We start from the raw sequence: 20,965 nt of genomic DNA, 5'->3' as shown, positions 1-20,965 counted from the left end.
AAGGTCATCGTCACTGCTTGATCGTCCTGTCTCGCCCTGCTTCACATCAAAAGGACTCATATGTCCGTGTCTCGCAGGAGTCTGACAGAGAGGGCGGGGATGGTCCCTATTTGAAAAGTCCGCGCAACTTGAGGCGGCGCTGAGCGAAAAACGAGCGATGCTCGGCCGCGACGCCGCCTACCTGACCCGTTACGGCGTTCTGTCGACGACACGTGATCCAGATCCAAAACTTGTTCGTAGAAACACAGGTGGCGCGGTGCGGGACGAACTCGATCATGGCTTCCTTGTGTCAAGGTTGTCCGGCTCTTGGGTGGTCACAACCGACCGGTGCGCGCGATCACCTGGCTGGCGAAGTCAAGCATCTGGTCAAGGCTGGGGAACAGTGCGAAGGCGTCCACGAACGCCTCGTCCGCACCGGACTCGGCGAGGCGCTTGAGCTTGTCGGCCAGCGAATCAACGGACGTGCCCGGTTCGAGGTTGATACGTATGGCCTTCTTCAGCGCGTCGGGATCGCGGCCGGCCTCCTGCGCCGCCTGGCGCGCGAGCGACCACAATTGGTCGGCGACCTCGTCCGGCAGAAACTCGAGCCCGAGCCAGCCGGTGGCGCTGCGGCCGACCCGGCGCATCGCGGCCTCGCTGGCGCCGCCGATCCAGATGGGCGGCCCGCCCGCTTGTGCTCGTCCTTCATCCACCCGAGTCCCACGCCGACCTCGAGACGGCCATCGCTGAGCACGTCGAGCGTGGTCAGCATCCGGGCCAGGTGCGGCGGCTCGTAGTAGAAGGTGCTGAGCGTGCTGGCATTCAGCCGTACCCGGCTGGTCGCCGTCGCGGCGACGGTCCACAGCAGCACCGGGTCGAGGTAACGCTTCATCTGCGGCGGGTACGGCTGCTCTTTGCCCGGATAGATGCTATGCATTTCGACCGGCTGGACCAGGCGATCGCCGACCCACAGCGTGTCGTAGCCAAGGTCCTCGATCCCGCGGCAGAACGCGCTTAGGCCGGCGGCGCTGCTGATGGCGGGCCCGATTATGGGAAGTGTGAAACCAAGCTTCATTGGCGAGTCCTTTCGGCGATCCGTCAACCGTTTGCTCAGACGGGAAGTTCGGTGATGCTGAGGGCGAAGTCCAGGTTCCCCACCCCGTGGTTGGCGAGGCCCACCGTGACCACGCCCGCTCCTTCCAGCCAGTGCGCCATTTTCAGGCCGCCGACGTCCAGCGGGCGTAGCCCGAGGCTCTCGATGAACGCCTCCACACTTGCCTTGGCCTGCGCATTATCGCTGGCGATGAAGACGTCGGGCCGACCCTTCTCCAGGACATGACGGAAGATGGTGTTGAACGCCTTCACCACGCTGGCGCCGGCCGGGGCCGCCTTGGCGACTTCCTGCGCGATCGAGGTCTCCTCGCGGTGGGCCAGCCCGTCGAACGTGGAATTGGCAACCACGGCGGCCGCCCCCCGGTCATCCTCGACGACATGCTGCACACCGTGCTGCGCCGCAAGGCCGCCGGGGAACGCGTCGAAGACATCCGCAAAGACCTGATCATCCCCACCGGGAAACGCAAAGGAGAGAACCCGTCCCTGGCCAGCATCTACCGGGCCCTCGCCGAGCACGAGAAGACACAGGCCTACCCCGAAGCCGTCCAGGCGGCCCACGCCGACTTCGCCCTCCTGCAGGACGCAGAGGACTTCCCCGCCCTGTCCGAGCCCGCATTCGCCGCCCGGGCCAGGCGCTGACGGAGCAGGAGGCCGAACTTCGCCATCGCCTGCAGAGCCAACCTCACCCGGACGCGGAACTCCGATAGCGCACCCGATCCAGTCCCGGCGCGGTCAGCCGATGAAAGCCCGCAAGAGTCGCTCGCACTGCTGCTCGGTCAGCGCGCCAACACGCTGCTTCTCCGCCACCCCGCAGACGGCCATCAACGCCGCGACCCGGGCCGGCCCATACCCGGGAACGGCCCGCAAGACCTGAACCACCCGTGTCCTGCTGACCAGATCCTGCCCGCTGCGCTCGAACACCTCCGCCACACTCACCACGCTGCAGGTCACCTCCGCCAACAGCGCGCGACGCGCCGTACGCGCCTCGGCCGCCTTCGCCAACGCCTTCGCACGCTGCTCCACCGTCATCACCGGCAGGGCCATCAGGCACCCTCTCCTATGGAGATCAGCTGGTCAGCGACTCCCCACAGAGATCACGAGGGGGCGCCGTCGGTCATCATCCCGCACAGTGTCAACGGATGTGACACCAAGCCCGGTTCGCCGTTCCACTCCTACTGGCAGGCCAGGCCGGACCGTTCACCGGACGTTCGGCGTCCAAGCGCACGGGTTGCGGGAGTGGAGCGAGCGCGGACAGGCTCGGAGCTCGCGGATCGTCGTCGCCTACCCCGCTCCGGCGCATGCCCTCGCCTCCGCCAGATACCGCGCCACCGGGCCCAGCGTCAGCAGTCCGCTGCCGGCGCCGGCTTGTTCCGCACCGGCATCGCTCAGGGCCGCCGCAGCGTGCGCGGCGATTTCGCGCTCGCCGAGGCGTACGGCGGCGTGGGCGGTCAGGCACCACATGGCCTCCTGCATGTGGTCACGCGGTGGTTCGGGCACCGCGGCCAGGGCGGTACGGGCCTGTTCACCCCGGTCTTGGGCGAGTAGCACGAGGGGGCGTGCCCAAGGCCGGTACGGACCCCAGTCGAGGTGTGGGTCAACGGGCGCGGGCCTGCCGTGCAGCAGGCGCAACCCCAGCAGGGCGAGCGGGAACAGGCCGCGGTGCAGTCCCGGCATTCCGGCCACCTGGAGGGCGCCCTCACAAGAGCGGTAGTGCGCTGCGGTCGTGGCGGCGCTCGGTCCACCGGGTTCGGTGCTGCGGGCGGCCATGGCCCGGGCCCTGAACCACCGGGTGAGAACTGTGACGAGGGGCGCCTCTGTGGTGGCGGCGAGCTGTTCGGCGGCCTCGGCGTGCGCGGTCGCGGTGTCGAGGTCGCCGAGGGCCGAGGCGGATTGCAGGCGGATGAGTCGGCCGAGTACGGCGAAGTTCGGCAGCTCGTGCCGGGTGGACAGGTCGAGGATCTCGGCGCCGATCCCGTCCCGTACCGCCGCGAGCCCGGGGCGGGTGAAGGACTGCAGGAACACCCCGTTGAGGGCGAAGGCCAGCAGGGCGGGATCGGCCAGGTCCCGTGCCAGCGCCTCGGCCTGCAGCGCCGCCTGTCGCGCCCGCCTCAGCTCGGCTCCGGACAGATCGGCGCTGCGGCTCTCGACGGCGATCGTGGCCAGGAGGCGGCCGGCCAGGTCGGCGGGGCCGCCGGGGCCGAGCGCGGTGAGCGTGCGCTCGGCGGCCGCGACGACGGCGCGGGACTGCTCGGGGTCGTCGGCCCGGCTCCAGATGGCGGGCACGTCGTAGGCGCCGATGATCCGGGCGGTCAGAAAGAGGTCTCCCGTGCGTTCCGCCGCCTGGATGGCGGCGAGGCGGTCGCGCCGCGAGTGGACGAGGGCGTCGCCACCCGCCAGTGCGAGGGTGCGGGCCAGATCCACGGTGGTGCGCGGGCCGAGCCGGGCACCGGGACCGTTCCACGCGATACGTGCGCCTTCGAGGAGCGTGGGTCCGTTGAGGATGTCCGTCTCCAGGCGCTGAAGGTCGGCACCGGGATCCAGTCCGAGTTGGTCGACGAGCATCGTACGGGCGCGGCGGAGTGCGGCCAGCGCGTCGGCCTGGCGGCCCGCGCGGTGTAGCGCGCGGGCGAGGAGCCCCCAGGCCGGCTCGCGCCACGGATGTTCGGCGACGTGGGCCCCCAGTTCGGCGACGAGATCGGCCCCTTCCCCGGAGTCGAGGAGGATGCGGGCACGTAGTTCCGCCCCCTCCAACCTCAGTTCCTCCAGCCGGGTCCGCTCGCGCCGCGCCCATGGGGAGCCGGGCACATCGGCGTAGGCGGGTCCGCGCCAGGCCGCGAGCGCCGCGCCGAGATCGGTCACCGCGTCGGGGTTGCGGCGAGCGCGGACCAGGGTGTCCTGGAACCGGTAGACGTCCACGTCCTCGCGCGACAGGCGCAGCGCGTAGCCGGGACCTTCGGTGACGATCACTCGCGGCGGACTGCGGGGCGGCCGGTCGGGTTCGAGGGCACGGCGCAGCGCGGCGACGAACGTCTGCAAAGCGCCCACGGCGCGGTTCGGCGGATCGGCCCACAGGTCGTCGACAAGGATGTCGGTGGTGACCATCCGCCCCTCGGCGGCGACGAGCCTGGCAAGTACCTCACGATGGCGGGGTCCGCCCAGGTCGACCGGGCTGCCGTCGTCGCGGAGGGCCCGCACGGCACCGAGCACGTCGATTCGCATGCCCCCATCCTCTCTGCCGGGGGTCGGCCGCGCCCAACCGTACTGATCGGCTGCTGATCGCCGTCGCCCAGACTGACCAGGTCAGTCCCCCACCAGAAAAGGACGGCCCTTCATGACGCTCACCATTCCCGGCTTCGATCACATTCGCCTGCCCGGCGCGGACGGGGTTGAGCTGGCCGCCGCTGTCGGCGGCAGCGGCAGCCCGGTCGTGCTGTTGCACGGTTTCCCGCAAACCCACCTGATGTGGCGACACGTTGCCGGGCGGCTCGTCGGCGAGCACACGGTGATCTGTCCTGACCTGCGAGGTTACGGCGCCAGCGACAAGCCGGCGGCCACCGACCCCGATGTGTACGCCAAGCGCACCATGGCCGCCGACGTCGTGACCCTGGCGGCGGCGCTCGGGCACGAGCGCTTCGCCCTCGTCGGCCACGACCGGGGCGCCCTGGTCGCCTTCCGGGCGGGGCTGGACCACCCTGAGACCATCACGCACCTGGGCATCCTCGACATCGTGCCGACGCTCGACATGTGGGACGTCCTGCACGGCGTCTCGGCGGCGGTCGGCTACCACCTCTTCCTGATGGCGCAGCCGCCGGGCCTGCCGGAGGTGATGATCGCAGGCAGTGCGGACGCGTTCTTCGGTTCGTTCCTCGACGCCTGGGCCAACGACCCGACCGCCGTGCCGGAGGATGTGCGTGCCGAATACCTGCGGGCGAGCGCCGCGGCGGTGCCGTCGATCGTCGCGGACTACCGGGCCTCGGCGGGCATCGACGTCCTGCACGACCAGGCGGACCTGGACGCCGGATCGCAGCTGGCCATGCCCGTGACGGTCGTCCAGCAGGACTGGGGCGCGCAGCTGGGCTACGACGCTGCCGGGGTGTGGAAGGCGTGGGCGCCGGATCTGGACCACCGGCTGACCCGGTCGGGGCACTTCATGGCGGAGGAGGCACCCGACGAGATCGCGGCGGCGATCCGGGGCCTGCTGGCCCGCTGACCCTTTGGCGCAGGTCTGGCGTGGCAGCGATCGATGACGCGGGTAGATCCGATCGGGGGATCTGAGCGGTGATTGTCCTGTTGTCGAGTCAGTGCCCCGAATGGTCGATGTCGTGGGCACGATGCAAGCCCAGTTTACGGTTCAGGCGCCCGGTCAGCCGGGTAACGGTGGTGCGGGGCAGCGCGCGAGGGACCCACGTCGCCGCCCTGTTGACCGCGCGCCCCGGGTAGGAGTTGACGGTGCCCTTGGCGAAGGCGTCGAGGGTCTTGACCGCGACGCCTTCCGGCGCATCGGTGAACGCCGGATTCATGGTGACGGAGGTGCCGTCGAAGAACCCCGTGTCGGTGGCTCCGGGGTGGGCTGCCATGACACGGACTCCTGTGCCGCGGAGTTCCTCGGCGAGTGATTCGGTGAACGACAGCACGAACGCCTTCGTCGCCGCGTAGCCGGCCTGGTACGGCATCGGCTGGAAAGCGGCCGTCGAGGCCACGTTGATGATTCCGCCGCGCCCCCTTTCGGCCATGCGGCCGCCGAGCACGTGGGTCAGGCTCATCAGGGCGGTGACGTTCAGCTCGACCGAACTGACGTTCCGTCGAAGCGGGGTGCTCAGAAACGGGCCGACGGCGCCCGCGCCCGCGTTGTTGACCAGCAGGTCGACGGTACGACCCTGCCGGTCCAGCTCCGCGATCAGCCCCTTCACTCCGTCGTGCCCGGCGAGATCGGCCGTCACGGGGTTCACGTCGACCGGGTGCGCCTCACGGATCTCATCGGCGACCCGGCGCAACGCGTCGCCGGAGCGGGCCACGAGCACGACATGAGCCCCTCGCCGCGCGAGTTCGTGCGCGTAGGCCACGCCGAGCCCTTTGGACGCGCCGGTGACGAGTGCGGTGATACCGCGATACCTGTACATGATCGTCCAACTCCATTTACTTCGAGGCTCAAAGCAAAAGCAGGCTAACAGCTTCGAGTCTCGAAACAAACTGCTATCCTCAGAGCATGACGGACCAGGCGCTGGAGCAGGTGGTGCGGGCCAGTCATGAGGTCTTCATGCTGACCGGTGACCGCATCGCCAAGGCACTCGAGGAGCTCCGGCTCACGCACGCGACCGCGCAGGCCCTGTGGGCGATCGACCCCGGACAGCCCGCCCCGTCGATGACGGTGCTGGCGGGCCGGCTGTTCTGCAACGCGCCCAACCTCAGTTTCGTCGTCAACCAGCTGGCCGACCGCGGGTACGTCGAGCGTGCCGTGGACCCCGGCGACCGGCGTTCTCGGGTTGTCGTGCTGACCGAGCAGGGCCGGCGGGCACGCGAGCGCGTCATCGGCGTGACACTTGCCGAGACCCCGTTCGCCGACTGCGAGCCGGAAGATCTGCGCCGCCTCGCCGAGATCTTCCAGCGGGTCCTGAGCCGCACCGGCCGGTAAACCCAGAGACATCCTGAGTAAGGAACCACGCGATGAGCACCCCGCACGTCTTCCCCCTGAAGCCCGTTGCGATCCACGTGTCCGACGAGGCTCTCGATGACCTGCGCGCCCGTCTCGCATCGACCCGTTCACCGCTGGACGAGGGAAATGAGGACTGGTCCTACGGTGTCCCCGACGGCTATCTCCGTGATTTGGTCGCCTACTGGCGGGACGGCTACGACTGGCGCAAGGCCGAGGCGGCCATCAACGTCTACGAGCACTACCAGGTGAGCGTCGACGGTGTCCCGGTGCACTTCATGCGCAAGGCCGGCCGCGGCCCCCGTCCGATCCCGCTGATCCTCACCCACGGCTGGCCGTGGACGTTCTGGCACTGGTCGAAGGTGATCGATCCGCTCGCCGACCCGGCCGCGTTCGGCGGTGACCCCGCCGACGCCTTCGACGTCATCGTGCCGTCTCTGCCCGGCTTCGGTTTCCCCGGCCCGCTCACCGGCTTTCCCGACGTCAACTTCTGGAAGGTCTCCGACCTCTGGCACACCCTGATGACCGAGACCCTGGGGTATGAGAAGTACGCCGCCGGGGGCTGTGACATCGGCGGGATCGTCACCAGCCAGCTCGGCCACAAGTACGCCGACGAGCTGTACGGCATCCACATCGGCTCCGGGCTGCCGCTCAACTTCTTCGCCGGCCCCCGGGCCTGGAACTTCGCCCGGAATCAGCCTCTCACCGACGACCAGCCCGCAGATATCCGCGCCCGCATCATCGAGCTGGACCACCGCTGGGCGTCCCACCTCGCCGTGCACATGCTCGACGGCGCCACCTTGGCCCACGGGCTGAGCGACTCACCCGCCGGACTGCTCGCCTGGCTGCTGGAGCGCTGGAATGCCTGGAGCGACAACGGCGGCGACGTCGAATCCGTCTTCACCAAGGACGACCTGCTCACCCACGCCACGATCTACTGGGTGAACAACTCCATCGCCACGTCGATGCGCTACTACGCCAACGCCAACCGCTACCCCTGGACCCCCGCCCACGACCGCATCCCGGTCGTGCAGGCCCCGGTCGGACTCACCTTCGTCACGTACGAGAACCCGCCCGGCATCCACACCGCCACCGAGCGAGTCCAGGCGTTCAAGACCGGCCCGCAGGGCGACTGGTTCAACCACGTCAACGTCAACGCCCACGACCACGGCGGCCACTTCATCCCCTGGGAGAACCCCGACGCCTGGGTGAACGACCTGCGCCGCACCTTCCACGGCCGCAGGCCCTGAACGACCTTCGCGGCCTCCTGCGGCGACGGGCTGCTGGTCGGCACGGTCCACGGGAGCTCCTCGCGCCTCGACCGGGGTCGGCTTCGTACGCACGGCCGGCGCGGAACGCCGGACGTCCACCGGGTGAACCGCCGGACCGCCCATCCGCGTATCTCCGGACATGAGGTGGGCGCCCCGGGCGGCGATGGTCGATGGCATGATCCACGGTCCCGGTCTTCTCGGCGGGCTACCTGCCTGACAAGATGTCTTTCGTGACCCCTCCGGCGTCGGCGCTGCGCGTGCCGCGAGCCGTCGTCTTCGCGACGATGTGCCTCGTGGTCTCCGCGGGCGGCCACGCCCTGGCCGGAGGTGGCCTGATCCCCCCGTACCTGGCCGTTCTCGGCGCGCTGATCGCTTTTTGCGTCGCGTACGCGCTGAACGGGCGCGAACGCGGGATGGAGGTCGTGCTCGGCGCGACCATCGGCACGCAGATCGTGTTGCACGAGCTGTTCAGCCGTGCCGCGCCCGCCTCGCACACGATGTCGCCCACCGAGCATGACCATTCCGGGCCGGGCATGACGGTGGTCCATCTGGTGGTGGCACTGGGCACCGGCTGGTGGCTGCACCGGGGTGAGAGCGCGCTGTGGCTGATGATCCGCCTGTACGGCGGGCCGAGGCCGTTGATTCGGCTGCTGTTCGCCGTCCCCGTCGAGGTGACGGCGCCGGTGTGGCGGGCCGTTCCGACCGCGGAGGTGCGGCCGTACGGTGGTTGGGAGATTCTCCCGGCGCTGCGGCGGCGCGGCCCGCCCGTGTCGCACCACGTCGGCTGAGGGACCTCGGAAGAAAGGGTCCGGCGGGCGGCGTGCCCCCGTGACCACGACGTCCTCCTCTCTTCTTTCGCCGGAGGCGTCCCTTCCGTTCGCGTCGGCCCGTACCGAGGCACGGCGAAAAGGTCCTTTCTGGAGCCCACGATGGCATCCCTGCCGCGCTCTGTCCGCACGACCGTTGTCACCACGCTGTGCTGTGCCCTGTTCGTCCTGCTCAGCGCTCTCGCCGCCCCCGCCGCACTCGCCCACGACCGCCTCAAGAGCAGCTCTCCGGCCAAAAACGCCAAGGTCTCCGCCGTCGAGCGGATCAAACTGGAGTTCAGCTCCCGAATCCGCTTCCCCGTGGTCGCGCTGCGCTCGGCGAGCGATGTGGTCATCGACATCGGCAAGGCGAAAGGCGCGGGTGACACGGTCACCTCCGACGTTCCCGAGCCGCTGCCGGCAGGCAGGTACGTGATCGCCTGGCGGGTGGTCTCCCCCGACGGCCACCCGATCGAAGGGGAGATCCCCTTCACCGTGACCGCCCCGGCGACCCCGTCCAGCGCCCCCTCCCGCACGCCGACGGCGGAGCCGGACGCCTCCGCCGTTCCGTCGGCGGCCGGGCAACCCTCCTCGCCCGCCCCCGCCGTGGCCGACGGCCCCGTCTCCGCGGCCGACGACCGGCAGGCTTCCCAGGGCCTGCCGGGCTGGACCTGGATCGCGCTGGTCGCGCTCGTGGTGCTCGGCGCGGGCATCTGGTCGCTGACCTCCCGCAGGGACCGTCCCGGCGGCGGGGCGGAGTGATCCGCTGAGCACGCCCGCGCACCTGACGCTACGCCTGGCCCGCGCCGCGGCCTTCGCCGTGGTGTGCCTGGGGCTGGGCGCGCTCGCCCACGTCTTGGGCGGCGGCGTCGTCTCCGCACCGGCGGCGGCGGGCGCCCTGGCACTGGCGTTCCTGACGGCACTGCCCGCGACCGGCGGCGAGCGCGGCATGGCGGTGATCTGGCCGCTGCTGGCGGCCACGCAGGTGGCGCTGCACCTGCTCTTCTCCACCGTTCATCTCATCGCGCCGCCGGCCGAGATCGGTGGGCACACACATCCGGGGTCCGGGCTGGTCCCGGGCCTGGGCATGGTGGTGACACACGCCTGGGCCGGAGCGCTGGCCGCCCTGTGGCTGGCGCGCGGCGAGGCCGCGCTCTGGGCGGTGCTGCGCCGCCTCGCCGTCCGGGTTCTACGGCTGCTGACAGTCCGGTGCGATCCAACGGCCGAACCCACCCGCCCATGGCTCACCACCTCCCCCGCACCGCCGCTCCTGCGGTCGGTGCTGTTGCGGTACGCGCTCAGCGGGCGGGCCCCGCCGCTGTCGATCCGCGGCTGAGCCGCTCCCCCATCACGGGCCGACCTTCGTTCGAAGGCGGTTCCGTCTCCTCACGATGCCCTCCCGGGCGGACCCGGTCCGTTCGGCCGCCGTCGTGCCCCGATTCCACGACCTGCCTGGACATCCGCGCCGTCCCGCTTCCCGACTTCTATCCGACCGCCCTGTCGAGGGCGCGTCCTCGACCTGTGTATCCGTTCTGCACCGTGACCCGAGGAACGATCACCATGATTTCCGCCACGCGCGATCAACCCACCGCCGACCACGACGCCACCGCGTGTCCCGATGACCATTTGACGGTGCTCGCGCTGACCGCGCGCTCGGGAGCGCCCGCGGACGTCGAGGCCTTCACCCGCGCCGTCTACGCCGAGGTCCGCAGGTTCGTCGCCCATCTGGCCGGGAGCGCCTCGGCTGAGGACCTGACCCAGGAGACGTTCGTGCGCGTCCTGCGGAGCCTGCCCCACTTCGCGGGCCGCTCCTCGGCCAGGACCTGGCTGCTGTCCATCGCCCGGCGGGTCGTCGTCGACCGGTTCCGGTCCGCGTCCCGCCGTCCCGCGATCGCCGATCTCGCCGACTGGCAGGGCGTCGCCGAACGGCGTCAACCCGTCGGGCTGCCAGGCTGCGAGGATCAGGTGGCTCTGGCCGACCTGCTGGCCCAGGTGCCCCGTGAGCGGCGGGAGGCTTTCGTGCTCACCCAGATCGTCGGTATGCCCTACGCCGAGGCCGCCCTGCTGATCGGCTGCCCGATCGGCACGGTGCGCTCACGGGTGGCGCGAGCCCGAACCCAGCTCATCGAGTCCTTGGAAGCCGCCGATCGAGCCGCCTGAGTCCTGCTTCGCGGAGCTTCGAAGGCCGGCAGGAGGGTGTTGGGTGAACGCCTGGTGTCCGCCGCTCAACCGCGCAGTCGCGCGTTGAGCCGTGCGGCCTGTCGCATGAGGTGGTCGCGTTCGGAGAGGTTGGGTGCCGATCGGGCGGCTTCGGCGTAGAGACGTGCCGCGGTCACCGGGTCGCCGTCACGTTCGCGCAGGTACGCCGCGGCGGCGGTGTGGCGGGGCAGGGAGGGGTCGAGTTCCGCGAGGGCGGCCAGACCGGCCCGCGGGCCGTCGGCCTCGCCGACCGCGACGGCCCGGTTGAGACGGGCCACCGGATTGCCGGTGAGACGCACCAGTTCGTCGTACCACTCGACGATCTGCACCCAGTCGGTCTCCTCGACCGTTCGGGCGTCGGCGTGCAGCGCGGCGATGGCGGCCTGGGCCTGGAACTCGCCCAGCCGGTCACGGGCGAGGGCCGCCTGGAGCACGCCGACGCCCTCGGCGATCAGGCGGGTGTCCCACAGGCCGCGGTCCTGCTCGGCCAAGGGCACGAGCCTGCCGTCGGGGCCGGTTCGTGCGGGCCGGCGGGCGTGGTGCAGCAGCATGAGCGCGAGCAGGCCCGCGACCTCCTCATGCTTGGTCGCCGCGGCCAGCCGGCGAGTGAGCCGGATCGCCTCGGCGGCGAGATCGACGTCGCCGGAGTAACCCTCGTTGAAGACCAGGTAGAGCACGCGCAGCACCGTGGCGACGTCCCCCGGCCGGTCGAACCGGACGCCCGAGACGGTCCGCTTCGCCCTGCTGATCCGCTGGGCCATGGTCGCCTCCGGCACGAGATAGGCCTGCGCGATCTGGCGTGTCGTCAATCCGCCGACCGCGCGCAGCGTGAGCGCGACGGCCGAGGCCGGCGTCAGGGACGGGTGCGCACACAGGAAGTACAGCCGGAGCGTGTCGTCCACCGCCTCCCCCGGGCCGGGCAGGGGCTCGGTCTCGACACGCACCTCGCGGTGCCGCCGCGAGGTGTCGGCGCGGGCGGCGTCGAGGAACTTGCGCCAGGCCACAGTGATCAGCCAGCCCCGGGGGTCCCGCGGCGGATCGTCCGGCCACACGCGTACGGCCTCGACCAGGGCGTCCTGCACGGCGTCCTCGGCCGCCGCGAAGGCGGCTCCACGACGGACGAGAACGCCGATCACCGCGGGCACCAGCTCCCGCAGCAGCGACTCGTTCACTCGATCACCGTGGGCTGCTCACCTACGAGTGGCCGCACCTCAAGCCACTCGTGGATCGGCTTCCCGCCCGCTCCTGGAGCCGCGGACAACTCGCCGGCCAGCTCAAGTGCCCGCTCGTAGGTCTCGACGTCGATCACCATCCAGCCGGCGATCAGGTCCTTGGTCTCCGCGAACGGGCCGTCGGTGACCGGCGGCCGTCCCTCTCCGTCGTAGCGGACAAAGGTGCCCCCCGGGGAGAGTGCCTGGCTGTCGACGAACTCGCCGGTGCTCTCAAGCCGGGCGGCGAAGTCACGCATGTACTGCACGTGGGCCGAGATCTCCTCCGGCTCCCACCGGTCCATCGGCACGTCGTTCACCGAGGCCGGCGCGCCCCGGTAGTGCTTGAGCAGCAGGTACTTGGCCATCGTGTTCTCCTTGGTGAAGTACGGCCCATTGTGGCGGTGTTCACCGCGGGGACGGAGCGGCGCGCGGCTTCTCGACATCACGTCGCGACATTTTCCGGCGGACTTCACGAAGTCCGCGTACCGCTGTGGGGGCGAGGCGTGGGAGATCCATCCCACGCGAGCGATCGTGTGCCGCTCGGCCGCACTTGGCCGCCCCCTCCCGCTTGTCGTTCTCGGTCCATCCGGCGGATCGTTCCGGTCGGTCGCGGGCCGTCCCGGGGGGCCGTCAGCCGAGTTGCTCGGCCAGCGCGACGATGATCCCCCCGGGACCGCGGAGGTAGCAGAGCCGATAGCTGTTCTCGTAGCGCACCAGATCGCCGAGGAGTTCGGCGCCGTGGGCGCCCAGGCGGGCGACGACGTCGTCGATGTCGTCGACGGCGAACATGACCCGATGCAGGCCCAGCGTGTTGGGCGGCGGGTTCTCCGGCCCGGCGCTGATCGCCGCGGGGGCGTGGTACTTCATCAGCTCCAGCTTGTTGTGGCCGTCCGGGGTCCGCATCATCGCGATGTCGCTCCGGACACCGTCGAGCCCGACGGTACGGTCCGCCCAGAGGCCTTCGATCTGCGCCTCGCTTTCCAGCTCCATGCCGAGTTCCACGAAGAACGCGATCGCGGCCTCAAGGTCGTCGACGACGATGCCGACGTTGTCCATCCGCTGAATCGCCATGGTGGTTCTCCTTCTTCGCTGGGCGGCCCGTCGTGGCCACCGGTGTACCTGGGACGGAGCAGGCACCACATTCTCGACATCCGGAAACGTGCGAAGTTCGATCGCCCTGGCGCGGCCCCCTCTCGGCCGCCGGGTCAGGTGTCGACGGAGCATGTCTCTGCATCTCCGCGAACCACTCATGTGGGCCCGGCGCTCGGGTCGCCATCACCAGGGGCAAAGTAGCTCTGAGTGATCGTAATTCGAGTAGCCCGCATGATGAAGAGGCATTTTGAGGCGGGGGCAATGTAACTGAGCGTTGCATCTCGGGTCCGCTACGTCGCGATCACAACTCGGAGATACCGTTTGGTAGTCACATGGTTACAAATCGTGTTTCTCCTGATGCTCCGCTGGAGATCGGGAGAAAGGGTGCGGCATGCGACGCGAATGGGAGTTAGAGGATCTGATCGAGTGCTGGACGCTGGATGAGGAGGAGTTCGCGCTGCTGGCGAACAAATCCGGGGCGACGCGGCTCGGCTTCGGTCTGATGCTGAAGTTCTTCGAGCTGGAAGCCAGGTTTCCCCGCAGGGAGGACGTGCCTCGCCCGGCGGTGGAGTTCATGGCGGGACAGGTGAAGGTCGACGCGCAACTGTTCGCCGCTTACGACTGGTCCGGCCGGACCATCAAGAACCATCGGGCGCAAATCCGGGAGTTTCACGGCTTTCGTGAGCCGACGGTGGGTGATGAGGACAAGCTCGCCGACTGGCTGGCCACCAAGATCTGTCCGGTGGAGATGTCGCGGGATCGGCTGCGCGGCGCGCTGCTGGCGCGTTTGGCGGCCGGCGCGCGTTCTTGCAGGAGCTGTCCGCAAGGCCCTGTATCCGGTGGTCGGTGAGCGGACGCTGGAAGACATCATCGCCGAGGCCAAGGCGAATGAGAAGGAGCTTCGTACCCGGGTGCGGACCAAGCTGCGTGGCTCCTACTCCCACCACTACCGGCGCGGCCTGCCCAAGCTGCTCAAAGCGGTGGCCTTCCGCTCCAGCAACGACACCTTCAAGCCGGTGATGGACGCCCTGGACCTGCTGAAGCGCTACGACGGCTCCGCCGAGACCTTCTACGCCGCCGCCGAGGCGGTACCGCTGGAGCACGGGGATAGAGGCCGACACCGAGGCCGCGCTGCGCCGGACCCGCCGCCTGTTTGTCAACCGCGACAACCTGCGGGCCGCGATCCGCACGGTGGTCAGCAAGACACTCCAGGTGCGCGACGTCTCGCTGTGGGGGCCGGGCACGGCGTGCGCGTCGGACTCGCGCAAGTTCGGTTCCTGGTCGGCGAACTTCATGACCGAATGGCATCAGCGCTACGGCGGTGCCGGGATCATGGTGTACTGGCACGTAGAACGCAAGAACGTCTGCATCTACGGCCAGGTGCGATCCACCACGGACTCCGAGGTCGCCTCGATGATCGAGGGCTTGCTCCGTCATCTGACCAGCGCGGAGATCGATCGCCAGTACACCGATACCCACGGAGCTTCGATCGTTGGCTTTGCGTTCTTGCACTTGCTGGACTTCAAGCTGCTGCCCCGGCTGAAGAACATCGGCTCGGCCCGCCTGTACCGGCCGGCCTGACCGAGGGCGAGGCCTGGCCGCAGCTGGAGGGCGTCCTGTCAGACAAGACCGTCGACTGGGAATTGATCGCCAACCAGTACGACCAGATGATCAAGTACGCGACGGCGCTGCGCCTCGGCACCGCCGAGGCCCATCAGATGCTGCGCCGCTTCACCCGCGGCGGCCCCAAGCACCCCACCTACCGGGCCATCGAGGAACTCGGCCGGGTGATCCGCACCGTCTTCATCTGCGACTACCTGGCCGAGGAGGAGCTGCGGCACGAGATCCACGAGGGCCTCAACGTGGTGGAGAACTGGAACTCGGCCAACAAGGACATCTTCTACGGCAAGACCGGTGATCTGACCGGCGACGACCGTGAGCACGTCGAGGTCTCCGCGCTGGCCCTTCACCTGGTCCAGGCCGCGATCGTCTACCTGAACACCAGGATGGTGCAGATCGTCCTCGCCGAGCCGCACTGGCGAAAGAAGCTCACCGACGCCGACCGGCGCGCCCTGTCGGCTCTGTTCTGGTCCCATCTGAACCTGTACGGCAAGTTCGAGCTCGACATGAGCAAACAGCTCGACCTCGGGCCAGTCTCGGGCCTGGAAGTCCAGCAGGCCACCTGATCCATGCGGGGGGCCACGTGAGCGCCGTTGTCATCCCTGCAGAGATCCAGAACTACTTGAACGCGTCTGTCAGCTGAGTCGTCTACCGTGCGGACCCCGGCCGCGCGCTCATCGCCGCCGGGGCACCCTTTCACTTCCCCTTCTTGCACCCCTTCGGTGGAGAAGCCGGCGGCCCGGTCCAGCCCGACTCGGGGCCGCGGGCTTGGTAGCCCATGGCCTCATCCTTGGTCGCTCCCAGAGCGGTGCGGGCCGCGTAGGAGACGCCGGAGAGCGTCTCGCCCGTCCCTGGGTCGAGGATCTGCCTGTAGTAGACCGGCAGCTCCTTGCGTGGTTTGTTGGAGTACACCAGGGAGCCTCCCGCCCCGCCGAAGTCCACGGATATGCCCCTTCTACCAAGCGGATCCGTCACTGTGCCCATGACCTTGGTGGTCGGCAGACCGGCCAGGACGCGGATGATCGCGGCGCGCTGGGCAGGGCTGAGCGGCATGCCCAGGAGGTTCGCGGTGGTCGGTAGGAACTTCTCGAAGGGCTGCGTGAAACCACGGCCGTTCCAGATCTCGTGGTAGGCACGGAGCTGCTTCACAAGCTCGGCCGGATCGGTGGGGATCGCCGCCAGATCGGCCATGGTGAACTCGCTGACCGTGGTGTTGGGATAGTTTCCCGTGGGATCCATTCTCAAGGTGTACCTGCAGTCCTTCGGCTCGTTGGCGACCAGAACCGAATCGCACGGCCCGCTGGTCTCACAGTGCCCCTTGACCCGGGCGGGAGCTCCCGCCGCCCGCCAGGCGCGCTCGTCCTCGGCCGTGGCCGGGCGGGCGCTGTCCTGCCGCCACACCTGCGTGAGCACCAGATCAGCGGGATCGCGCGGCTGCCAGGTCTCGCGGCGGCCGACCACCACGAGCCTGTAGCCACCGGTAGACAGGTGGCTGCCGTCGATCCTCACCTCGCGCCAGTAGGCGCCGCTCTCTGCGGGGAGTCTCTCGATCCTGTCGGCCAGGTCGAACAGCTCCTGGTTGGTCCTCGTCGGACTGAGCACGGCAGGGGCCGATGCCAGGTTCGTCACCAGCGCGAAGACCAGGGCCACGATCGCGGCCGTGGACAGCGGCGCCCACAGGACCCACAGGCGGGACCGGGTCCGCGAGGCCGGGGCCGCCAGCAGGGTCCGTCTCGGGCGCGATGGCCTGCGCGAGGGTTCTGGTGGTGCCTCGGCGGTGGCCATGAACAGCATGTCGTCAGCGGAGATGCGTGATCCGCGGTCCAGCGAAGCCGGGCGGGCCATGGCTAGCAGGTCCATCGCATCGGGCTTGCGGCTCATCGCAGTTTCCTTCCTGGAACGGTCACGGGCTTTCGGGATGTGGTACCGGTGGCTTCGATCGCCGACTGCAGTCGGCGGCGCGCTCGATGCAAGCGGACGAAGAAGGCGGCCTTGGTGCAGCCGAGTACCTCGGCCGCTTCCGTGGTGGATAGGCCATGCCAGGTGGTCAGGGTCAGGATCTCTTTGTCTGCCTCAGACAAGCCGGCTAGGGCGCGGAGTACAGCGACGCGCTCGGTGGCGTGCTCGCCCACGTCGGTGGCCGCCTCTTCCATCCACGTTCGCAGTTCGGCTTCCAGAGATTCGCGCCGTGCAACCTGCCGGTAGTTGTCGCGCAGAATGTTGCGAGCGACGCGGAGGAGCCAAGGTAACGGCGCGTGGTCGGGGATGCTGTCCAGACGCCGCCAGGCCACCAGGAAGGTCTCGCTGACCACTTCCTCCGCGAGTTGATGTCCGGCGCGACTTGCCGCATAGCCGTACACCCTCGCTTGGTAGGTGCTGTAGAGCGAGGTGAAGCGCTCATGGGGGTTTGGCAAGCCGGTTCCTTCGGTCGGGGACAAACGTTCATAGAGCAAGTGGTCCGAAGGAAGGCTTTCTTACATCCCGATTTCCGCATCTTCCCAACAGTTCGGCCTCGGACCCCTGCCAAGACCGACCCCGAGCGGGTCGACTGGCTGACCCCGCGTCCCGCCTACGCCCTCTCCGGGGGCTTCTTCGGCTGGCGGCGTACGGCGTCGCTCTTCAGGTGCCCGTACACCGTCGAGCGCGGCACTCCGAACAAGTCCGCGATCTGCTGGACGGTCTTGTCCCGCGTGTCGTACAGGTCCTGGGGCGAGGGTGACCTGGTCGGCGGTGAGCTTAGGCCGGCGTCCGCCGACCCGGCCGCGGGCGCGGGCTGAGGTCAGGCCGTCCATCGTGTTGGCCACGACCAGCTCGCGTTGCAGCTCGGCCAGGACCGACAGCATGCCGAACATCGCGCGGCCCTCCCGAGCCGGGCCGTTTCACCTCCTCTGGAGGTGTCCGTTAGGGGAACGCTCAACGAGACACGTCTCGTCGTCGGTCGGTGGCGACGCGACCTGCGGCGACGTCGTCTCAGATAGGTAGTCCGTGAAACTATCCGGTGACGGTGGGCTAAACGGTACGACACGATGTGACCGGCATCACTGACAGTCTCATGGCAGACCCCACTGACACTCTCGTGGCGCTTGGCAGTTCCGCCCCTGACCAGTCCGTCCTTCTGTACCGCTCGTAAGGTGGGAGTAAGGGACATCATGACGAACGAACAGGACTCCGAGGCCTTGTGGGCGGCTCGCATATCGCCCGATCTCATCGCAGTCGCCGCAGCGGATCTCGCCCGGAAAAACGTCGCCCTGGGCTTGGACGAAACCGATCCGGCGGTGCTGGACGTCATCCTGGCCGACCTGCGCGAGCGTGAGGGACGGCGGTCAAGGCCACGAGCTGAGCGCAGCGAAGGTCGTGGCCTTGAGGGCCGCGGAGCCGACGGCCATACTTCGGGCCGCGACGATCACGCCCCTTGCCCCCGCACGCGCGAGTTCCGAAAGCCCCACTATCTTAGGTGACTCCAAGTAGTCAGTCATGTCAGGTAAGTAAGGTTGGCGCGTACTTGCCTCACCAGTATTCAGGGGTCTTCAGGCATGTCAGTCATGTCAGGTACGCTGCCTCGGTACTACCGGTTTGAGCGGGCGGTGGCTGCCCGCAGGCGGTCCGGCATGAGAAGGGCCCACCTCGGCGCCCTCTTCACGAACGCAGCCCCAACCCCACGACTTCCGACACCCACACGCAGGGGTGAAACCCCAGCTCAGCACTTCTGAGAACAGATCCGCGCGTTACATCGTGGCAGGGGCACGTCCTGGAGGAGAACGCCTGTACGTTCGTCCTGTTCGATATCTCCACCACGAGCGAGGACCCGTCATGCAAGCCATCACCGTTCGAGACCGCGCTGCCGGTCTGGCCGGGCTTTCCCTGACGGAAGAGCCATACCCGCACGCCGCCGAGAACGACGTCGTCGTCCGGGTGCATGCCGCAGGGTTCACCCCCGGAGAGCTCAACTGGCCGGGAACGTGGTCCGATCGCGCCGGCCACGACCGGACGCCCAGTGTGCCCGGGCATGAGGTGTCGGGTATCGTCGTCGAGCTGGGATACGGAACAACCGGCCTGACCGTCGGCCAGCGGGTGTTCGGGCTGACCGACTGGACCCGCAACGGCTCGCTGGCTGAGTACGTGGCGGTGGAAGCCCGCAACCTCGCGCCGCTGCCGGCCGACGTCGACCACACCGTGGCCGCCGCACTGCCGATCTCAGGACTGACCGCGTGGCAGGGCCTGTTCGATCACGGCCGCCTAGCTGCCGGCCAGACCGTCCTGATCCACGGCATCGCGGGCGGTGTCGGTTCTATCGCGGTGCAGCTCGCACGCGAGGCAGGAGCCCGAGTGATCGGCACCGGCAGGGCCGGCGACAGGGACACAGCACTCGGCCTCGGCGTGGATGCCTTTTTAGACCTGCAGGCCGATCCCCTTGAAGATGCCGGTCAGGTCGACGTGGTGTTCGACGTGATCGGCGGTGACATCCTGAATCGTTCGGCCGCGCTGGTGCGCACCGGCGGCACGCTCGTCACCATCGTCTCGCCACCCACGGTCCGGCCCCGTGACGGGCAGGCAATCTTCTTCGTCGTCGAGTCCGATCGTGCCCGGCTCGCGGACCTGGCACGGCGGGTCCGGGACGGACGGCTCCGCCCGATCGTCGGGGCCATGCGGACGCTCTCCGAGGCGCCCTCCGCGTTCGCGCCCGCCCAGCGCACTCCCGGCAAGACGATCATCCGGGTCACGGAAGGCGAATAGCCGGCAGGCTGGCTCAGTTGCCGGCGACGTTGTATCGGCTGCATTTGAGCAGAGCATCGCCAAGGCTTGAATTCGCCCGTGGTTAGGCTCCGAAATGCCTGGACAGCATAATCATCACTCCTCCTGACCGAGCCCCATCCCCAGGTGAACCACTTCGGCTGTGTGGGGGCGGAATACGGGACGCCTCGCGATCACCCGGTGCGCCTGAAAGGTGCACGCAGGATAGGAGAGAGGTCATGATCCGAGTACGGTTTGCCGGTAGCCTTCTGGCTGCCGGCATGGTGGCCGCGTCCGTCGCATGCGCGCCCACAGCAGAGCCTGCGACCGGCCAGGTGCCAGTGGCCGCCACGGTTTCGCAGCCACCGTCCGAGACGCTATCGCCTCTCTTGGAACAGGCGCTTCCAAATGTCAAGGGCAAGACGTTCACCTCGGCGATCGTGAACTTCCCGCCCGCCGCACGCGCGGTGCCACATCGGCACGGCAAGGCTTTCGTCTACGCCTACGTACTCGAGGGCATTGTGCGCAGCCGGCTCGGTGGCGAGCCGGTGCGTACGTACCGCCAAGGCGAGAACTGGGTTGAGCAGCCGGGCGCCCACCATGTGCTCACGGAGAACACCAGCCGGACGCAACCGGCGAAGCTGCTGGTCGTCTTCGTCTCCAACACGGGAGACAAGCTCAAGGTCAACGATCCGCCAAGGTAGGGCTATCGGCTGGGCGCAACGGCGCGGGTTTGATCAGCGTGACCCCCGCATCGGGTACCACCGCCGGCATGCGGCCAAGCTCGGACATCGAGACCTGACGACCAGATGAAAAGCCGGACAGCGCCGCCGCATCGGTCAGGAACGACGTCGCGGGGCGGATCGCCGCCAACCCTCTCGAAGGCCGCCCACCCGCCTGACCTCCAAGGCCGCGAACTCCGCCGTCAGCTCTGCTTGGGTGCAACGGAGTCGACGACCGCGAACGTCCACACGAATCCGTCGGCCAGCACTCGGCCAGGCCCGCCGAGGCCCGAGTCTGCACACCGCCTACCTGACCAGCGAGCGCGATCTGCGCGAGCTCGACCGAACACCGGAACCCGCCTGCGAGGCAACGTGCCTTCAAGCGCCAGCCAGCATGCCTTACGTGCCTGAAAAGATCATCACGCTCTGACCTGCGAGAAGGTGCTACCAACCCCAGATAACGATCGCCACGTCCGTGAGCTTCCCCCGTTTTTCCGGAGGCTTTAGATCATGGTCCACGGATCATGGGAAAGGTCTCGATTATGGGGAAGCGAAAGTACCCGCTGGAGCT

Annotated in this window: 25 protein-coding genes and 1 pseudogene; 15 read left to right on the top strand and 11 right to left on the bottom strand. The window is 68.8% G+C overall.

The window, feature by feature from the left end; translation table 11 throughout:
- Positions 1-314: 314 nt before the first annotated feature.
- From ABZ664_RS38960 to ABZ664_RS38950, 3 genes and pseudogenes are all read right to left on the bottom strand, one after another.
- Positions 315-842: an LLM class flavin-dependent oxidoreductase gene (locus ABZ664_RS38960; protein WP_362522219.1), complete on the bottom strand. Its 528-nt coding sequence runs from the start codon at positions 840-842 to the stop codon at positions 315-317.
- Positions 795-1,054: pseudogene (locus tag ABZ664_RS38955) on the bottom strand (LLM class F420-dependent oxidoreductase); the annotation flags it as partial. The gene ABZ664_RS38960 and the pseudogene ABZ664_RS38955, both read right to left, overlap by 48 nt.
- Positions 1,055-1,089: 35 nt before the next feature.
- A complete protein-coding gene (locus ABZ664_RS38950; RefSeq protein WP_362522217.1) occupies positions 1,090-1,479 on the bottom strand; it encodes a hypothetical protein in 390 nt (129 codons plus the stop codon).
- Here ABZ664_RS38950 and ABZ664_RS38945 point away from each other — a divergent pair.
- Entirely contained in the window at positions 1,471-1,731 is a 261-nt protein-coding gene (locus tag ABZ664_RS38945) for a hypothetical protein (RefSeq protein ID WP_362522215.1), read from the top strand. The genes ABZ664_RS38950 and ABZ664_RS38945 overlap by 9 nt on opposite strands.
- Positions 1,732-1,824: 93 nt before the next feature.
- Here ABZ664_RS38945 and mihF read toward each other — a convergent pair whose 3' ends face one another.
- Complete coding sequence (gene mihF, locus ABZ664_RS38940; RefSeq protein ID WP_362522214.1) at positions 1,825-2,136, bottom strand: integration host factor, actinobacterial type; 312 nt, start codon at positions 2,134-2,136, stop codon at positions 1,825-1,827.
- Positions 2,137-2,373: 237 nt separating this feature from the next.
- On the bottom strand, positions 2,374-4,311 hold the full coding sequence (locus ABZ664_RS38935) for an AfsR/SARP family transcriptional regulator (RefSeq protein WP_362522213.1): 1,938 nt from the start codon (positions 4,309-4,311) through the stop codon (positions 2,374-2,376).
- Between the two features lie 112 nt (positions 4,312-4,423).
- Between ABZ664_RS38935 and ABZ664_RS38930 the strand changes: the two genes are divergently transcribed.
- A complete protein-coding gene (locus tag ABZ664_RS38930; protein ID WP_362522212.1) occupies positions 4,424-5,302 on the top strand; it encodes an alpha/beta hydrolase in 879 nt (292 codons plus the stop codon).
- A gap of 88 nt (positions 5,303-5,390) precedes the next feature.
- On the opposite strand, the gene ABZ664_RS38925 is transcribed toward ABZ664_RS38930, so the two are convergent.
- Complete coding sequence (locus ABZ664_RS38925; RefSeq protein WP_362522210.1) at positions 5,391-6,212, bottom strand: SDR family oxidoreductase; 822 nt, start codon at positions 6,210-6,212, stop codon at positions 5,391-5,393.
- Positions 6,213-6,298: 86 nt separating this feature from the next.
- Between ABZ664_RS38925 and ABZ664_RS38920 the strand changes: the two genes are divergently transcribed.
- The 6 genes from ABZ664_RS38920 (at position 6,299) to ABZ664_RS38895 (ending at position 10,979) form a co-directional block, all read left to right on the top strand.
- Positions 6,299-6,724, top strand: coding sequence for a MarR family winged helix-turn-helix transcriptional regulator (locus tag ABZ664_RS38920; RefSeq protein WP_362522208.1), 426 nt, complete (start codon positions 6,299-6,301; stop codon positions 6,722-6,724).
- 32 nt (positions 6,725-6,756) lie between these two features.
- A complete protein-coding gene (locus tag ABZ664_RS38915) occupies positions 6,757-7,992 on the top strand; it encodes an epoxide hydrolase (protein WP_362522206.1) in 1,236 nt (411 codons plus the stop codon).
- A 251-nt stretch (positions 7,993-8,243) separates the two neighbouring features.
- On the top strand, positions 8,244-8,801 hold the full coding sequence (locus ABZ664_RS38910; protein WP_362522204.1) for a hypothetical protein: 558 nt from the start codon (positions 8,244-8,246) through the stop codon (positions 8,799-8,801).
- Between the two features lie 141 nt (positions 8,802-8,942).
- On the top strand, positions 8,943-9,581 hold the full coding sequence (locus tag ABZ664_RS38905; protein WP_362522202.1) for a copper resistance protein CopC: 639 nt from the start codon (positions 8,943-8,945) through the stop codon (positions 9,579-9,581).
- Between the two features lie 61 nt (positions 9,582-9,642).
- A complete protein-coding gene (locus ABZ664_RS38900; RefSeq protein WP_362522200.1) occupies positions 9,643-10,155 on the top strand; it encodes an MFS transporter in 513 nt (170 codons plus the stop codon).
- A gap of 224 nt (positions 10,156-10,379) precedes the next feature.
- Positions 10,380-10,979 (top strand): sigma-70 family RNA polymerase sigma factor, encoded by a 600-nt coding sequence (locus ABZ664_RS38895; RefSeq protein WP_362522198.1) that lies wholly within the window; start codon positions 10,380-10,382, stop codon positions 10,977-10,979.
- A gap of 65 nt (positions 10,980-11,044) precedes the next feature.
- Here ABZ664_RS38895 and ABZ664_RS38890 read toward each other — a convergent pair whose 3' ends face one another.
- From ABZ664_RS38890 to ABZ664_RS38880, 3 genes are all read right to left on the bottom strand, one after another.
- Positions 11,045-12,190, bottom strand: coding sequence for a DUF6596 domain-containing protein (locus ABZ664_RS38890; protein WP_362522196.1), 1,146 nt, complete (start codon positions 12,188-12,190; stop codon positions 11,045-11,047).
- The gene (locus ABZ664_RS38885; RefSeq protein WP_362522194.1) at positions 12,187-12,594 is read right to left on the bottom strand and encodes a YciI family protein; all 408 of its coding nucleotides are present in this window, start codon (positions 12,592-12,594) and stop codon (positions 12,187-12,189) included. The genes ABZ664_RS38890 and ABZ664_RS38885 overlap by 4 nt, the downstream gene beginning before the upstream one ends.
- Positions 12,595-12,859: 265 nt before the next feature.
- The gene (locus ABZ664_RS38880; protein WP_362522224.1) at positions 12,860-13,285 is read right to left on the bottom strand and encodes a VOC family protein; all 426 of its coding nucleotides are present in this window, start codon (positions 13,283-13,285) and stop codon (positions 12,860-12,862) included.
- Positions 13,286-13,712: 427 nt separating this feature from the next.
- On the opposite strand from ABZ664_RS38880, the gene ABZ664_RS38875 reads away from it, so the two are divergent.
- The 3 genes from ABZ664_RS38875 to ABZ664_RS38865 all read left to right on the top strand — a co-directional run bounded on the left by ABZ664_RS38875 (position 13,713) and on the right by ABZ664_RS38865 (position 15,507).
- Positions 13,713-14,171 carry a DUF4158 domain-containing protein gene (locus ABZ664_RS38875; protein WP_362522192.1) on the top strand — a complete coding sequence of 153 codons (459 nt, stop codon included), beginning with the start codon at positions 13,713-13,715 and terminating at the stop codon, positions 14,169-14,171.
- Between the two features lie 257 nt (positions 14,172-14,428).
- Positions 14,429-14,902: a Tn3 family transposase gene (locus ABZ664_RS38870; protein ID WP_362522222.1), complete on the top strand. Its 474-nt coding sequence runs from the start codon at positions 14,429-14,431 to the stop codon at positions 14,900-14,902.
- On the top strand, positions 14,899-15,507 hold the full coding sequence (locus ABZ664_RS38865; protein WP_362522220.1) for a Tn3 family transposase: 609 nt from the start codon (positions 14,899-14,901) through the stop codon (positions 15,505-15,507). Before ABZ664_RS38870 ends, ABZ664_RS38865 begins: the two co-directional genes overlap by 4 nt.
- Before the next feature lie 130 nt (positions 15,508-15,637).
- Here ABZ664_RS38865 and ABZ664_RS38860 read toward each other — a convergent pair whose 3' ends face one another.
- Together ABZ664_RS38860 and ABZ664_RS38855 are read right to left on the bottom strand one after the other, a co-directional pair.
- Positions 15,638-16,822 (bottom strand): CU044_5270 family protein, encoded by a 1,185-nt coding sequence (locus ABZ664_RS38860; protein ID WP_362522190.1) that lies wholly within the window; start codon positions 16,820-16,822, stop codon positions 15,638-15,640.
- Positions 16,819-17,355 carry a sigma-70 family RNA polymerase sigma factor gene (locus tag ABZ664_RS38855; protein ID WP_362522188.1) on the bottom strand — a complete coding sequence of 179 codons (537 nt, stop codon included), beginning with the start codon at positions 17,353-17,355 and terminating at the stop codon, positions 16,819-16,821. Before ABZ664_RS38855 ends, ABZ664_RS38860 begins: the two co-directional genes overlap by 4 nt.
- A 39-nt stretch (positions 17,356-17,394) precedes the next feature.
- Here ABZ664_RS38855 and ABZ664_RS38850 point away from each other — a divergent pair, with 39 nt between their 5' ends.
- From ABZ664_RS38850 to ABZ664_RS38835, 4 genes are all read left to right on the top strand, one after another.
- Complete coding sequence (locus tag ABZ664_RS38850; protein ID WP_362522226.1) at positions 17,395-17,718, top strand: hypothetical protein; 324 nt, start codon at positions 17,395-17,397, stop codon at positions 17,716-17,718.
- 372 nt (positions 17,719-18,090) lie between these two features.
- Positions 18,091-18,399, top strand: a complete 309-nt coding sequence (locus ABZ664_RS38845; RefSeq protein ID WP_362522186.1) for a hypothetical protein — start codon at positions 18,091-18,093, stop codon at positions 18,397-18,399.
- 352 nt (positions 18,400-18,751) lie between these two features.
- Complete coding sequence (locus ABZ664_RS38840) at positions 18,752-19,675, top strand: NADP-dependent oxidoreductase (RefSeq protein WP_362522184.1); 924 nt, start codon at positions 18,752-18,754, stop codon at positions 19,673-19,675.
- 236 nt (positions 19,676-19,911) lie between these two features.
- On the top strand, positions 19,912-20,376 hold the full coding sequence (locus tag ABZ664_RS38835; protein WP_362522182.1) for a cupin domain-containing protein: 465 nt from the start codon (positions 19,912-19,914) through the stop codon (positions 20,374-20,376).
- Positions 20,377-20,965: the final 589 nt, after the last annotated feature.

This window comes from Streptosporangium sp. NPDC006930 (genome assembly GCF_040635605.1).
Lineage (GTDB): Bacteria > Actinomycetota > Actinomycetes > Streptosporangiales > Streptosporangiaceae > Streptosporangium.
Note: the sequence above shows the minus strand (reverse complement) of the source record. Positions and strands in the feature narration are given on the sequence as shown.